Here is a 14,520-nt window from a genome sequence, read left to right as displayed (position 1 = left end):
ACAGCATTAAGCTAAGAAACAAGGTGCTTAAACGTTTTAGCAAAAGATAAATTCCGTTTTAATTACAGCATCTGTAACCTCGCTGTAAAATATCTGTTATCAGGATTATTGACAGATATTTTCGCTATCTTAATCATTCCTGATTTAAATGGCCGCGGTGTTTACCCATATCAAAAATTTGCTCCGGATTTTGCCGCTGTTGGTTTTGCTTGGTGCATGTGCCAAACAAAAAAAGGTTTTCCAAAGCGATTGCAATAGTTCAAAAAATTATAAAAAGATTTCATTTACAGAGTTGGCCAGTCATATTGAAAGATACGATAAACAATATGTTGAAGTTAGCGGTAAGTACAAGGAAGGGAACGAGCAATCCGCGCTTTTTAATGACAGCCTGTTCTCGAGCCACGCATTACATAATGCCATTTGGGTTGATTTTAGCCAGGATTGCCCCCTTTACCTGCCGGGCACTCATATAGGTTTGTTTACCTATAACGATGGTCAGTTTATCCGGATGAATAAACGTAAAGTAACTATTCGGGGTGTGGTTGATGCGGGCGATAAAGGGCATTTAAAACAATACAGAGGCACTATAGACAGGGTGAGCTTTATAGAGCTGTGATCTTCAACGCCTTTGAAAATAAAAACAATGTGAGCCGGTAACAGTTGTAATTATAAAACAATAGTTATGGCTATCAACCCCAATGATACACCCGACAATGGCTTTTTTGATGAATCGGATGATGAGGAGATCATCAATCAAAATCAAATAAAAGGTTCAAATATGGTAAAGGACCCGGATGAATGGTCAACAGGTGATGAACCCATGACCGGCGCACAGCAGTCCTATCTCAAAACATTATCTGACGAGGCCGGCGAAGAGTTTGACGGATCGCTTACCAAGGCCGAAGCATCAAAACGGATAGACGAGCTGCAGCATAAAACAGGGAGGGGCTTAAACAATTAATTAAAATAGGCAACATTGAGAGAAACTCTGTTGTTTGCAACAAAGGTTAGGGTTTTTTATAAATGTACGCTTGCCGTTTAAAACCGGGGATTGATATCGATATTAAATAGTCAGTTTCAGGCCGTCATAAGCCAGCTCGATACCGGCAGGCAGCTCTTTAGAAACATCAGCGTGTTTGCCCAGCCTGTGGCTTATATGCGTAAAGTAAGTGGTTTCGGCCCCAATGTCGTTTGCAAAAGCTATGGCTTCCTCAAGTGTAAAATGGGAAATATGGGTTTCCTTTTGCAGGGCATTGATCACCAATATTTTTGTGCCTTTTATTTTTTCCTTTTCTATATCCGGAATTGTTTTGGCATCGGTGAGGTAGGTAAAATCTTTAACCCTGAAACCTTTAATAGGCAATCTGTAATGGAATACCTCTATAGGGATGAGCTCAACATTACCGATCATAAAGGGATCAAGCGCAATAATGTGCATGTTTACCTGCGGAATGCCGGGATAACCCGTGCCATCAAAAATATAGGGAAATTCACGCACAAGGGCTTTTTGCACCCTTTCATCAGCATAAATATCAATCGGTGCGTTTTGTTTGTAATTAAACGCGCGAATATCATCCATACCGGCAATGTGGTCTTTATGCTCGTGTGTAAAAACGATGGCATCAAGGTGCTGTACGTTGGCACGAAGCATCTGGTACCTGAAATCGGGGCCCGAATCAATGGCAATAACCTTATCTTCGGCCTCAATTAAAACAGAGCTGCGCAGGCGCTTATCATGCTTATCTGTTGAAAGGCATACCTCGCAATTACATGCAATAACAGGTACCCCCTGCGATGTTCCGGTTCCTAAAAATGTTATGGTCACAGCTGCAGTTTAGTTTGTTTAATTTCCTGCAAAAACGCAATCTGTTTATCATCAAGCAGCTTGTAATCCACCTCAAGTTCGCGCAATAGCTCAACCAAAGCAAGGATCTTACTTTCCAGGTTAGAGAAACGGTTTACCACAATCATTTTACTTTTAAGCAGCAGGCAGGCACCGGTTTTAAAGTTCCCCTTTTCATAACGCACTTTATAACCAGCCGTTTTTAACAGCATTTCCAGTTTCTCGAGTGTATGGTTAGTTGCGGGGAGCATTAATTTCAAAAGTAGTAAAAATGGGTGTATTTGCAGGGCTTAAATTGGCATTTGCATGTCACATTTGGTAATTAAATTTCTATTTTTATTTACCTTTTATACCCTAAAACTATCCCGATGAAGAACTTACTGCTCACAGCAACATGCATTGTTTTTAACATTGCCGTTTATGCACAGCAAACCAAAACCTATGCCGAAAAGCTTGGCTGGCCTAAAGGCGCACGTGTAATTATCCTGCATGTTGATGATGCCGGTATGTCGCACGAATCAAACGAAGGGGTTGAAAAAGCCATTGGTGAGGGTATAGCCACTTCAACCAGTGTGATGATGCCCTGCCCCTGGGTGCCCGATTTTAAGCATTATATGGATCAGCACCCCGGTATAGATGCCGGATTGCATTTAACCTTAACTTCCGAATGGCAAAATTACCGATGGGGGCCGCTTGCAGGTAAAGCCGCAGTTCCGGGACTGGTTGACCAAGAAGGTGCCTTTTGGCCCGCGGTGCCTGCTGTTTATTTCCGGGCTACAGCCGATGAGGTGGATAAAGAAATACGTGCACAATTTGACCGCGCCCTGTCCATGGGATTTGTACCTACCCACCTGGATTCACATATGGGGACGTTGTTTGCCAAGCCTGCTTTTCTTGAAAAGTATATTAACCTGGGTATTGAAAAGAAAATACCTGTAATGCTTCCCGGCGGAGAAGATCTTTTTTACCGTGAGGAGGCAAAAAATGCTACCATTGCCCGGCTTAAAAAAGAGGGTAAATACACCGAGGGGATGACCATCGCCGACCCGGCAGAACTGAATAAAGTGAAAGAGCTTGGCGAAATAGTATGGAGAGGCGGCTTGCCTGTTTTAGATGACCTTGATAATTCAAGCTATGACTGGGTAATGCCGGATATTGACAAGGCTACCGATAAGGAACTGCAAAAATGGTACACAGACCACTACATCGAAAACTTCGAGCGTTTTTCGCCGGGGTTAACGATGGTACTGATGCACTGCACGCAGCCATCGCCTCAGTTTAAAAATATCTGTAACGAAGGCCAGAAACGAAAAGGCGACCTGCTGGCCATGACCGACCCGAGACTGAAAGCCTATCTTAAACAAAAGGGCTTCATTTTAACTACATGGAAAGAGGTAATGGAGCGGAGGGTTAAGGTGAGAAATGAGTAAGTTTGTTTTATGGCTGATGATAAACATGTAAAAATACTATTTAGGTTATACAGTAGCATTTTAGAGGAGATGACAGTAGAAACCATGTGGGCTAAAGTGGTTAATGAAGAGCAAGGGCTTTATGCGTTGGATAATATCCCTTTTTATCTGCCGGTCATAGCATCCGGTGACATAGTATTTGCGGAATATGATTCAGATGAACAAATGCTCGCCTACCGTGAAACAAGGGAATACTCCGGTAATTCAACCATTCATGTGATTTTAATGAACGATGCCGCCGATCTCAAGAGTATTGGTAAATTATTTGAAGAAATGGGATGTAACTGGGAGGGTATGGGGGATAAATATTTTGCCATGGATGTACCAGCTTCGATTGATTACCGCTTAGTTAAAGCCCGATTAGAGGAATTGAGCAAACCGGAAATTATCGGATATGCAGAATCGTGTTTATCGGGAGGGCATCAATATTAGCCATTTGATTTTTTACTCAATACGTTGAGTAATTTTACTCAGTGTATTGAGTAAAATATAAATTACGGCAAGGCAGGCTGGTTTTTAGCTCGTTTTTGGAATTTCATTTACCCTGTCTTTAGTGAATATTTAGTTATTTGCAGAACAATCTACCTGTTTTATGCACATCAACATCTTCGGCGCATCTGGCTCAGGGGTAACTACGCTTGGCCAAACTTTAAGCGAGAAACTTGATTACCCGTATTTCGACAGCGATCATTATTTCTGGCTTCCTTCCGATCCTCCTTTTACTAACCGGCGACCGCCTGAAGAACGAAATGCTATGATTAACAGTGAAATGGCCGGTATGCAAAACTGGATCCTTGGCGGTTCGGTTATCAACTGGAACAATAATTGGCAATTTGATTTGTCGGTATTTTTGTACATCCCGCCAGCAATAAGGGTTCGGCGTTTGCAGGAAAGGGAGCTTGAACGTTATGGAGATATCATCTATACCGATAGAGAACGAAACAAGCTTTACAACGAATTTATTGAATGGGCCCGAGGTTATGATGAGCTTATTACCAACAGCCGAAGCTTACATTCGCACAAGAATTGGATGAATAATATAAAAACGCCTTTGCTGGTTATTGAAGGAGATACCACTGTTAGGGAACGGATGGAGCTTGTTTTGAGGAAGATAAAAACAATTTAAAATAACTGCCGCCTTTTTGGCCATCGTTGGTGTGGTTATCATAGTATTCAGAAGAAATAAAAAAAGCGTGGGATTGTGCGATTTCCTCCCCCTGGCGTGTGTGTTTCTGCATTGATGGGTATATAGCAGAACACGCCCCTGCCACCACTCGTTCCTCCGCTCTCAAGAGGGGAGTTTTTAAAATCCAGTAGAGCGGTGGCATTTTTTTGTTTGTAGATTTATTTTCGTTGGTGATAATATCCTACAATAGCAGGCGAAAATATTACAGTAAAGGCTAACAGCAGTACGTTACATTTGTTATACAATTTTAAACCATAATACTAACGTTTACTGTACTACCCGATTAACGCATGAAAGTGTTGCCCGTGTTAGATTTTACCATTATAGGTATTTACCTTATAGCCATGGTGCTGGTGGGTTTTTATTTTTCGCGTAAAAATAAAAATCCCGAGCAGTTCACCGTCGCATCTGGTTTAATACCGGGCTGGGCTATCGGTTTATCCATTTATGCCACTTTTTTAAGCAGTAACACCTTTTTAGGTGTACCCGGCAAAGCCTACGGGGGCAACTGGAACGCTTTTGTGTTTAGCTTATCTATGCCAATCGCGGCCTGGATAGCAGTAAAATATTTTATACCATTTTATCGTAATACCGGCAATATTTCAGCCTATACACATTTCGAAAAACGCTTTGGTCCATGGGCCAGGGTTTATGCGGTTATTTGTTTTTTGCTCACGCAGATAGCCCGCATGGGCTCTGTATTTTTTGGCATAGCGTTAAGTCTGCAGGCGCTTACTGGTCTGTCTATGAAGGCCATTATGGTGGTAATGGGAATCTCTATTATCCTGTACACGGTATCAGGAGGGATTAAAGCTGTGATCTGGACTGAAGTGGTGCAGGCTATCATCAAAACTTTAGGCGCTTTGCTGATCATCTATTTGGTAGTAAGCAGTATCCCCGGCGGCTTTGATAAGATCGTGGAAATTGGTAAAGCCGATCACAAATTTAGCCTGGGCAGTTTTTCATTGAACCTTACCGAACCAACTTTTTGGGTGATCCTGTTCTACGGTTTCTTCATCAATCTCAACAATTTTGGGATGGATCAAAATTATATCCAGCGTTATCACGCGGCTACATCTACCAAACAGGCAGCCAAATCGGTGTGGCTTTGCGTTGGTATTTATGTGCCGGCTTCTTTCCTGTTTTTTGTAATAGGTTCATGTTTGTATGCTTACTACAGTCAGCATCCCGATCTGATCTTAAGCCTTAAGCACCAGGTAGCTATCGAACGCCTGCCTGCAAGAGCTTCAGCAACCGAGGTTTCGGCATTTATGAACAAACTAACCCCTGCCGATTACGGCGATAAGATCATGCCGCATTTTATGGTTACCAAAATCCCTGCGGGATTGGTCGGTATTATTGTAGCCGCAATTTTATCGGCAGCCATGAGCACCATCAGTTCGGGCATGAACTCATCATCTACCGTTTTTACTATAGATATCTACAAAAGATATTTTAAACCACAGCTCAGCGATAAAAGCACACTAAACATTTTGCACGTAGGCACAGTACTTTTTGGCTTTGCGGGTATGGCAGCGGGGATAGCCATAATAGGGGTAAAAAGCATCCTTGATTTATGGTGGCAGCTTTCGGGTATTTTTGCTGCTGGCATGCTCGGTCTGTTTTTGCTGGGCATTATCAGCAGGCAAACCCGTAATCATGAGGCTATCATTGCCAGTATCATAGGTGTTTTGGTGATCCTCTGGCTTACCTTTCCGGCGCTCATTCCGGAACAATATGCAACTCTCCGCAGTACGCTGAATACTAACATGATTATTGTTGCAGGTACATTAGCTATTTTTTTAACGGGTATTTTATTAACAAAAACAAGGCAGTTAGCAGTTTAATCATCATCACAAATGGAACAATCAAAGAAGGGTTTTATCCCGGTAATGTTAACGCCTTTTAAAGATAACGGTGCTATTGATTATGCAGCGCTTACCCGCTTAACCGAAATGTACCTGCGCGCGGGTGCCGCCGGTGTGTTTGCCAATTGCCTCTCAAGCGAAATGTTTGAACTAAGTGGCGAGGAGCGGTTAGCAATTATCAAACATGTGGTTGAAACTGTTGACGGTGCTGTTCCTGTGGTAGCTACCGGTACCTTTGGCGGGCCGGTTGAAAAGCAAGCTGATTTTATAAAAAGGGTATACGATACAGGCACTTCGGCGGTAATTGCCATTACCAGTTTGCTGGCCGATGCCCATGAACCGGATACTGCGCTTAATGACCGCGTATTTGACCTGTTCAATCATACCGAAAATATTCCATTAGGTTTTTACGAATGCCCCGTGCCATACAAAAGGCTATTGTCGGCAGAACAGCTTCATCATTTTGTGGCAACTGGCAGGGTAATATATCATAAAGATACCTGTCTTAACCTGGAGGTAGTAAAACAAAAACTGGAAGCAAGCAAAATTAATCCGGCGTTTGGGCTGTATGATGCTTACATGGTTCACGCGGTTGAATCGCTTAAAGCAGGTTCGGCGGGACTGTCATGTATTCAGGGAAATTTTTTTCCGGAGCTTATTGTTTGGTTATGTGATCATTATGCCGATGCATCACGCCAGCACGAGGTTGCCATGGTGCAGGAGTTTTTAACCGAAAACATGGATGTAATGCACAATGTGTACCCGGTTATTGCAAAATATTATCTTACCAAACGAGGCTTCAAAATATCAACAACTACCCGGCGAGATGTCGGCTATTTTTCGCCTGCTATCCGTAATAAGATAGAAGATCTGTACACTAACTATACTACACTTCAAAGCGAGATAGGTATTGGGGAGTACTAAGTCTTAAGTCGAAAGTCTTAAGTACTAAGTTTTAAATAAGAAGTCATTACCTGACTTAGGATTTAAGACTTAAGACTTCTGACTAAGGACTTAACAAAAATCAGGCAGAAATAGCCTGTTTTTGTCCTTTAATATAGCGGCGTTTATACTCAAGCGGGGTCATCCCGGTAACCCTTTTAAAGTGACGGTAAAAGTTTGAAATATTGTTATAGCCGCATTCAAAGCACAAAACTTCGGTAGGCAATTTGTCCTCAATCAAAAAACGGCAGGCATGACTGATCCTGATCTCGGTTAAAAAATCAAAATACGTTTTCTTGGTCATCAGTTTAAAATACCGGCAAAAGGAGGTGACACTCAGGTTGCCGATAGCCGCTATTTTCTCCAGGCTGATCTCCTGTTTGTAGTTGGCCAGCGTATATGAACATACTTTATTAAGGCGGATGGTATCCGATTCATTGGATTGGTGAAAATCGCTGTGTGATAAAGTTATCGGTTCAAAGTCTTCATTTTCGGCTAATACTTTAAGTATGGATAGCAGGATAATGATCCTGTCGAGATTGGTAGCATCAACTGCCTGGCGCATCAGTTTGGCCAGTTCGGTTTTTGCGTCACCCTTAATTACCATACCGCTTTTTGCTTTTTCAAAAAGCTTGGGCAGTATGTAGGCTTCGGGTAAATTTAACAAGTAACGGCCAAGACAGTCGGGCAAAAAATGGATCACGATCACCTCAACATTCAATCCCGAATCGGGCAAAAAATATTCATCCTTGCAGCGCCAGCAGTGCGGGAGTGCCTCACCAAGCAATGTAATTTCACCCGGCGAAAAATTGCTGATATTATCACCAATAAACCTAACCCCTTCGCCCTTTATTACGTAGTGTAATTCAAGCTCGGGATGGTAATGCCAGATACCCCGGAAGGTGGGCAAAATATCATGCCTGATACTGAATGAATTTTGCGGTTTTACCGCAACCTTGAGAAAATGGGGCTTCATTTTGTAAAAATCAATAAAGATTAGCAGGTGAGCGGACAATTAAGTATGCGTCGCGCCGGTTTATATTTTAAAAGTAGTAATTTTTAATCAAACCCAATTTGCACGAATGTAACTTTCTTTTGACAAAAAATTAGCTTAACACGAAAAGTGGGTTATGGTAAGATTGTATAATAAATAGATAAATACAAATAGGAAACGCAAAGGCTAACCATTGATATTTGTTAAAGCAACTTGTAAATCAGGCTGCAGGATACCAGGGAATATAAACCAATAAAATTAATTATACTTTTTATCAGCCTTTTAAAACTGACAAGATTTTAACAGTTAATTGATTGTGATATGAACAATTAATTGCGTAAAAAACGGCAGGATATTATATACTTTTTTTAGGGCCTTTATAAAAACTGTAAAGAATTTAACCAATTGAAACAACCATGAAGCACTTTAAATACATAGCGATATTGTTATTATCAGTTGCGGGCAGTGCGGCTTTCGCGCAAGCACCCGCGGATAACAACTATATAAAAGTTATAACCGAACGTTCAAACAAAATTGTTACAGGAGCAGGCATTGCCGACTCGGTAAAATTTAAGAAAGTGCGTGATATTGTAGTTGCCCAGTACAGTGATTTGAATACCATTTATGATGCGCGTAAAGCAAAAGTAAATGATATTAAAACCCAGATGCCCGATGACAAGCCAGGTGCCAATGCCAAAATCGCCCTTGTAGATAGTAATGTGGCTAAGCAGGTTAAGGTTTTACATACCTCATATATCAATAAGCTGAATAAGGAATTAAGCGCTGATGAGGTTGATAAAATAAAAGACGGCATGACCTACCGCATTTACCCGATCACTTACACCGCTTACCAGGATGAAATACCTGCCCTTACCGGGGAGCAGAAAGACAAAATTAAAGGATGGCTGCTGGAAGCCCGGGAGAATGCTATAGATGCCGAATCGGCAGAGAAAAAACATGCCTGGTTTGGCAAGTTTAAGGGCCGCATTAATAATTACCTGTCTGCACAGGGCTACGATATGAAAAAGGAGGGAGAGGAGTGGCAAAAACGGATTAAAGAGCGGCAGGCCGCAAAACAATAATTTTTGAACTAACCTAAATATCCCGGTATCATGAAATAAGCTTTAGCCGGGCAAACCAATTATACTAATTAATTAACCTGATCATGAAAATTAAATTATCAAGTTTATGAGAAAACTTTTCCTCTTACTTTCGGTGTTGCTGTGCTTAGTCAGCGCGCTAAAAGCCCAGGACCGTAATATAACAGGTACGGTTACGGACGAAAAAGGTGCTCCGCTGCCAGGGGTTGCCATACAGGTAAAGGGCAGTACCACAGGTACTATCACCAACGCCGATGGTAAATATTCAATTAAGGCTACCAACCTGCAGGCCATTGTGGTTGGGGCTAAATTTCTGGGATACAACTATCAGGAAAAAACTCTGAAGATTGGTGAAATGAACGCCGATTTTAAAATGGTACCATCACAAAACGCCCTTGATGAGGTTGTGGTAGTAGGTTACGGTACTCAAAAGAAGGTTCACTTAACAGGTGCTGTTGCCGCGGTAGATATGAAAACCATCCAGGATATCCCAACCACTAATCTTGCTGCCGCGTTGCGCGGAACCAATGCCGCGGTAAGTGTTACCGGGGGTATTGCAAGGCCTGGCCAAAGCGGAACCATCACTATCCGTAACCCTGTTTTCCTGGCAAAGAATGGCGGCAGTACAACCCCTTTATACATCATTGATGGCGTGCAACGCAGTGAAGCAGATTTCAACTTGCTTGATCAAAGCGAGGTTGAAAATATTTCGATATTGAAAGACGCGGCCGCTGCCATATACGGTATTTTAGGCGCGAACGGCGTTATCGTTGTAACAACCAAACGCGGCCAGGCCGGCGGGCCAAAGGTGAGCTTCAGTTCATCAGTAGGTATTGCCGATGCAATTCAATTGCCTAAAATGATGTCGGGCTTTCAAATGGCTACCTATTTGAATGATATTGAGCAAACCAGGTATAACCACACCATAACCCCCGAAGGTTATATCAACGGCGATTTAAGCAATAAAGACTTAAAATACTATACGCCTGATGAGCTTGAGTATTTTAAAGCTAATAACCAGAATTTCCTGGAGCAGGCGTTTAAACCGGCAGTAACCAGCAGGAACGCGCTTAGCATAACCGGGGGTAATGATAAGGTTACCTATTTTGCCGGCGCGAACTACGTAAATCAAAACTCTAACTTTAAAGGTGTAAATACCAATCGCTTCGGGTTTAGGGCGAGTGTTGATGCAAAAGTTGCTAAAGGTTTAAAACTTTCATTGTCGTTGAGCGAAGACCTTGCAAAGAGCCGGATTTACTGGTACAAACTTTCAAGCACCAGCGAAAGCCCGGATAACGACTTTCTGTCGCTTAACCAGGCACCACCATGGCAAAAATATTTTATCGACGGGCACCCTGTATACTTAGGTACCAGCAATAATGATAACCTTAACTTCTTTGCTGTTCAAAATTCCAATAACTACACAGGTAATAATAACACTGTATTTAATGGTTTAGCCAATTTGAGTTACGAAATTCCGGGCATTAGCGGGTTAACTGCCAATGTAAGCTACAACCGTAATCTTAATAATGCCTTTAACAAGCAATATGGCTCAACATTTTATTATAACCAATATTCGGGCGAAGGCGACAATAACCATATTCCCGGAGGAACGGTGGTAGGCGTAAAAGCGATAAAAAATGGTGATAGGGTGCGCCTTACACCAACAATGGCCGATAATTACCAGTTCAATGCAAATCTTACTTATCACAAAAGGTTTGGCGCGCATGAAATTACAGCCCTTGCGTTGTATGAGCAATATGAATCATACAGCGAAGGTGTGGCTGCTGAGGCCGACGGTGTAATTGTGGGTGGAAAGGACAACCAGACATTCACCATCGGCGAGCAATCATCAAACCAGGCCACAATGGTGAAGGAATATGGCCGTAAAGCTGTTGCAGGTAGGGTAAATTATGCCTACGCCGATAAATACCTGGTTGAATTGGCCATGAGGGCGGATGCTAATACTAACTTTGCACCGGGCCACCAGTGGGGATATTTCCCTTCGGCTTCGGCAGGTTGGGTAGTTTCAAAAGAAAATTTCTTTAAATCAGTAAGCTTTGTTGACCTTTTGAAATTCAGAGGTTCGGTAGGTTTGTTGGGTTCTGATAATACACCTTCATTCTTGTATGCGGTTAACTACCAGTTTGGTACCGGCAACAAAGGCGGTGCTGTTTTCGGCGGCAATGGCGACAGGGGCCTCGGCGCACTGCTAAATATCGCTATCCCGAATGCTAATTTAACCTGGGACCATGACCTGAAAACAAACTACGGTTTAGATGCCGCTTTCCTGGGTAACCGCTTATCAGTTTCGGCCGATTATTTCTGGGAGCACCGCTATGATATGCTTGCATCGCTGAACACTTCAGTTCCTGTAACTATAGGTGCAGCGCCATCTGCCGAAAATTATGGTATCGTCAATACTTTCGGATACGAGATCTCTGTAAGTTGGAAAGACAAAATCGGTTCTAATTTTAGCTATAATTTTAGCCCGTTCTTTTCATGGAGCGATAATAAATACATTAAATACGATATCTCTGCCGCGCAGGTGGGTACCATTCAGGATTTGACCGGGAAATCAAGCGACCAGGGAACACTCGGTTACAAATCACTTGGTATCATCCGTACACAAGCAGATGCTGACGCGATCATTGCCGAAAGGGCCGCAGCAGCCGGTGGCGCGCAAAACGTTAAGATTTTTGGTTACGTGCCTTCACCCGGTATGATCAATTATGTTGACAAAAACGGCGACGGTATTATCAAACAAAACGATATCAACGACCAGTTTTATTTAGGTAAGAAATCATCAAACCACTACAATCTTGGCCTGAACTTTGGCGGTGCGTATAAAACATTAAGCTTAAATGTGGTTATGGGAATGAGCTGGGGTGGTAACCAATCAATCGAAAGCGCGGCCATTAAACAAGCCACTGCTAACCAGAACAGGCCTGTATTCTGGGCCGATCACTGGACCCCATCTAATCCAAATGCTAAATATCCCGACCCTTATTACTCGGACGACGTGAGTGCTACAAGTGATTTTTGGTTTGTTAGCCCCTTCACCTGGAATATTTCCAGTGCTAACTTAAGCTATACCCTGCCTGCTTCCATAACCAAAAGGCTCGGAATGTCAAGCATAAGGGCGTATGTGGTAGCTACAAACCCAATCAACTTTGTAAACCCATTCCCCGAACATTATCGTGATATTTCATCACCATTTGGGGCATATCCCAACTTACGCACAGTATCTTTTGGTTTAAACTTAGGCTTCTAAACTTTGAAAGACATGAAATTATTTAAAACCATATTTGCAGCTTTGATCGTATCAGCCCTGTTTACAAACTGTAAAAAAGTGCTTGATAAGGAAGATCTTACACACAGCACCCCCGGTCAGATTTTTAATGACTCAACGGTGGCTATTTTAAATATCAATTACCTGTACACAGCAAACCAGCCCGGCTGGTTTGGCGATACCGGCGGCGCTATCGGCAGCGGGGGCGACAAATGCGACGAATTTTACAGCGATAACGCATACGTAAAAGGCACGGTTACCATCGAAACTGTTGGTGACATTGGTACCTCGGTGAATATCAGCAATAACTACGGCCGCATCCGTAACATTAACCAAACCCTGCAGGACCTCGACGCCAGCACCTTGCCTGCCTCTACCAAAAACAGGTATAAAGCACAGGCTTATTTTTGGAGAGCTTTCAGGTATTTTGACCTGGTAAGGCTATATGGCGGTGTGCCGCTGGTATTAAAACCGCTTGATGCAATTGGTCAGGACGCCAAAAACGCGGCGCTTTTGCCTCGTAACAAAACCTCCGAATGCTTTAAACAAATTGTGAGCGATCTGGACAGCTGTATAAAATACCTGCCCGCCAAATGGAGCGGCAGCGATTACGGTCGCATTTCATCGGCTGCCGCGGCTGCATTTAAAGGAAGGGTGTTGCTAACTTATGCAAGTCCTCAGTTTAACCCCAGCAATGATGCAGCCCGCTGGCAAGCAGCTGCGGATGCCAATGATAAGGCAATGCAGATATTATCCGCTAATAACTACGGTTTAAACCCATCTTATGATAATATGTGGTTTACCGAAAATAGCAGCAATCCGGAGGCAGTATTGATAACAGGTTTTAACACATCATCAACCGATCAAAACCAGAATAACAATACCTACGATAACGCCACCCGTCCTGCTTATTTAGGTACTAAAGGCGGTTCCAATCAACCTACCTGGGATATTGTAAAATCATACCCGATGCTTGACGGAAAAGCACCAGGTACCTCGTTAAAGTATACCTATGATGATGCAACGTTTTTTGACAACCGCGATCCAAGGTTTAACAAAACTATTGCCTATAACGGTTGCAACTGGCCTATAAATGGCAATAGCTCTTATCGCCTGTGGACTTACTTTTATTACAATAAAGCGGATGGTTCCGGTGTTAAAACTACCGAACCGGCATCAGCAACCAACTCCGGGTTTTATTTGCGTAAAGCTATAGATCCCAATGTTAGCGTTGCAAATACACCATATATTGGTACAGATTGGATGGAGATCCGTTATGCCGAAGTTTTACTGAACCAGGCCGAATGTGCCGCCGCGTTAGGTAATGTAACTACCGGTTATACCAATATAACAGCTATCAGGAAACGTGCCGGTATTGAAGCAGGTGCCGATAACCTTTACGGTTTAGATGCAGGCATGAGCCCTGATCAGATGATCACCGCTATCATGAATGAACGTAAAATTGAGTTTGCCTTTGAAGGTAAACGCTATTGGGACCTTCGTCGCCGTAAATTGCTCGAAAGTACATTGAATGGTAAAATGAGAACGGGGCTTACAGTTACACTTAATAACAACGCAAGCGGTAAAGATTATCTTACCGGTACAAGAGATGCTTTAGCAGCTGCATCATTGGATGCTCTGTACAGCACATCTTTCACCGTTAAAACTAAAACTATGGATTCTTATAACATTGCGGTTCAGTCGGGAGATTACTTTTTCGGTATCCCTTCGGCGGCATTGTTAAATAATATCAATTTACAGCAAAATAACACCTGGGGTGGGCCGTTTGATCCGCTTCAATAATAAATTAATTGAACGATGGGTGC

Annotated in this window: 13 protein-coding genes; 10 read left to right on the top strand and 3 right to left on the bottom strand. The window is 42.7% G+C overall.

What is annotated here, in order from left to right; genetic code table 11:
- The first annotated feature begins 148 nt into the window (after positions 1 to 148).
- On the top strand, positions 149 to 616 hold the full coding sequence (locus MusilaSJ_RS09955) for a hypothetical protein (RefSeq protein ID WP_274989830.1): 468 nt from the start codon (positions 149 to 151) through the stop codon (positions 614 to 616).
- A 66-nt stretch (positions 617 to 682) separates the two neighbouring features.
- Positions 683 to 961 (top strand): DUF3072 domain-containing protein, encoded by a 279-nt coding sequence (locus MusilaSJ_RS09950; protein ID WP_274989829.1) that lies wholly within the window; start codon positions 683 to 685, stop codon positions 959 to 961.
- A 102-nt stretch (positions 962 to 1,063) separates the two neighbouring features.
- On the opposite strand, the gene MusilaSJ_RS09945 is transcribed toward MusilaSJ_RS09950, so the two are convergent.
- Both MusilaSJ_RS09945 and MusilaSJ_RS09940 read right to left on the bottom strand, forming a co-directional pair.
- Positions 1,064 to 1,825, bottom strand: coding sequence for an MBL fold metallo-hydrolase (locus MusilaSJ_RS09945; protein WP_274989828.1), 762 nt, complete (start codon positions 1,823 to 1,825; stop codon positions 1,064 to 1,066).
- Positions 1,822 to 2,094 carry a hypothetical protein gene (locus MusilaSJ_RS09940; RefSeq protein ID WP_274989827.1) on the bottom strand — a complete coding sequence of 91 codons (273 nt, stop codon included), beginning with the start codon at positions 2,092 to 2,094 and terminating at the stop codon, positions 1,822 to 1,824. The genes MusilaSJ_RS09945 and MusilaSJ_RS09940 overlap by 4 nt, the downstream gene beginning before the upstream one ends.
- 117 nt (positions 2,095 to 2,211) lie before the next feature.
- Between MusilaSJ_RS09940 and MusilaSJ_RS09935 the strand changes: the two genes are divergently transcribed.
- The 5 genes from MusilaSJ_RS09935 (at position 2,212) to MusilaSJ_RS09915 (ending at position 7,290) form a co-directional block, all read left to right on the top strand.
- Positions 2,212 to 3,273, top strand: coding sequence for a polysaccharide deacetylase family protein (locus tag MusilaSJ_RS09935; protein WP_274989826.1), 1,062 nt, complete (start codon positions 2,212 to 2,214; stop codon positions 3,271 to 3,273).
- A 9-nt stretch (positions 3,274 to 3,282) separates the two neighbouring features.
- Complete coding sequence (locus MusilaSJ_RS09930; protein WP_274989825.1) at positions 3,283 to 3,744, top strand: DUF4265 domain-containing protein; 462 nt, start codon at positions 3,283 to 3,285, stop codon at positions 3,742 to 3,744.
- A gap of 160 nt (positions 3,745 to 3,904) precedes the next feature.
- Positions 3,905 to 4,438, top strand: coding sequence for an AAA family ATPase (locus tag MusilaSJ_RS09925; RefSeq protein WP_274989824.1), 534 nt, complete (start codon positions 3,905 to 3,907; stop codon positions 4,436 to 4,438).
- A 350-nt stretch (positions 4,439 to 4,788) separates the two neighbouring features.
- Entirely contained in the window at positions 4,789 to 6,345 is a 1,557-nt protein-coding gene (locus MusilaSJ_RS09920; protein ID WP_274989823.1) for a sodium:solute symporter family protein, read from the top strand.
- A gap of 12 nt (positions 6,346 to 6,357) precedes the next feature.
- Positions 6,358 to 7,290: a dihydrodipicolinate synthase family protein gene (locus tag MusilaSJ_RS09915; RefSeq protein ID WP_274989822.1), complete on the top strand. Its 933-nt coding sequence runs from the start codon at positions 6,358 to 6,360 to the stop codon at positions 7,288 to 7,290.
- Between the two features lie 100 nt (positions 7,291 to 7,390).
- Here the strand turns inward: MusilaSJ_RS09915 and MusilaSJ_RS09910 are convergent, their stop codons facing one another.
- Positions 7,391 to 8,284 (bottom strand): AraC family transcriptional regulator, encoded by an 894-nt coding sequence (locus tag MusilaSJ_RS09910; protein WP_274989821.1) that lies wholly within the window; start codon positions 8,282 to 8,284, stop codon positions 7,391 to 7,393.
- Positions 8,285 to 8,718: 434 nt separating this feature from the next.
- Between MusilaSJ_RS09910 and MusilaSJ_RS09905 the strand changes: the two genes are divergently transcribed.
- The 3 genes from MusilaSJ_RS09905 (at position 8,719) to MusilaSJ_RS09895 (ending at position 14,497) form a co-directional block, all read left to right on the top strand.
- A complete protein-coding gene (locus MusilaSJ_RS09905) occupies positions 8,719 to 9,384 on the top strand; it encodes a DUF3826 domain-containing protein (RefSeq protein ID WP_274989820.1) in 666 nt (221 codons plus the stop codon).
- 106 nt (positions 9,385 to 9,490) lie between these two features.
- Complete coding sequence (locus MusilaSJ_RS09900; protein WP_274989819.1) at positions 9,491 to 12,676, top strand: SusC/RagA family TonB-linked outer membrane protein; 3,186 nt, start codon at positions 9,491 to 9,493, stop codon at positions 12,674 to 12,676.
- Positions 12,677 to 12,688: 12 nt separating this feature from the next.
- Complete coding sequence (locus MusilaSJ_RS09895; RefSeq protein ID WP_274989818.1) at positions 12,689 to 14,497, top strand: RagB/SusD family nutrient uptake outer membrane protein; 1,809 nt, start codon at positions 12,689 to 12,691, stop codon at positions 14,495 to 14,497.
- Positions 14,498 to 14,520: the final 23 nt, after the last annotated feature.

Source organism: Mucilaginibacter sp. SJ (assembly GCF_028993635.1).
In the GTDB taxonomy this organism is placed as follows: Bacteria; Bacteroidota; Bacteroidia; order Sphingobacteriales; family Sphingobacteriaceae; genus Mucilaginibacter.
This window is presented reverse-complemented; position numbering and strand designations above follow the sequence as displayed.

Coding starts and splice junctions, on each gene's coding strand:
- MusilaSJ_RS09955 (WP_274989830.1), top strand. CDS start 149: ATGGCCGCGGTGTTTACCCATATCAAAAATTTGCTCCGGATTTTGCCG.
- MusilaSJ_RS09950 (WP_274989829.1), top strand. CDS start 683: ATGGCTATCAACCCCAATGATACACCCGACAATGGCTTTTTTGATGAA.
- MusilaSJ_RS09940 (WP_274989827.1), bottom strand. CDS start 2,094: ATGCTCCCCGCAACTAACCATACACTCGAGAAACTGGAAATGCTGTTA.
- MusilaSJ_RS09935 (WP_274989826.1), top strand. CDS start 2,212: ATGAAGAACTTACTGCTCACAGCAACATGCATTGTTTTTAACATTGCC.
- MusilaSJ_RS09930 (WP_274989825.1), top strand. CDS start 3,283: ATGGCTGATGATAAACATGTAAAAATACTATTTAGGTTATACAGTAGC.
- MusilaSJ_RS09925 (WP_274989824.1), top strand. CDS start 3,905: ATGCACATCAACATCTTCGGCGCATCTGGCTCAGGGGTAACTACGCTT.
- MusilaSJ_RS09920 (WP_274989823.1), top strand. CDS start 4,789: ATGAAAGTGTTGCCCGTGTTAGATTTTACCATTATAGGTATTTACCTT.
- MusilaSJ_RS09915 (WP_274989822.1), top strand. CDS start 6,358: ATGGAACAATCAAAGAAGGGTTTTATCCCGGTAATGTTAACGCCTTTT.
- MusilaSJ_RS09910 (WP_274989821.1), bottom strand. CDS start 8,284: ATGAAGCCCCATTTTCTCAAGGTTGCGGTAAAACCGCAAAATTCATTC.
- MusilaSJ_RS09905 (WP_274989820.1), top strand. CDS start 8,719: ATGAAGCACTTTAAATACATAGCGATATTGTTATTATCAGTTGCGGGC.
- MusilaSJ_RS09900 (WP_274989819.1), top strand. CDS start 9,491: ATGAGAAAACTTTTCCTCTTACTTTCGGTGTTGCTGTGCTTAGTCAGC.
- MusilaSJ_RS09895 (WP_274989818.1), top strand. CDS start 12,689: ATGAAATTATTTAAAACCATATTTGCAGCTTTGATCGTATCAGCCCTG.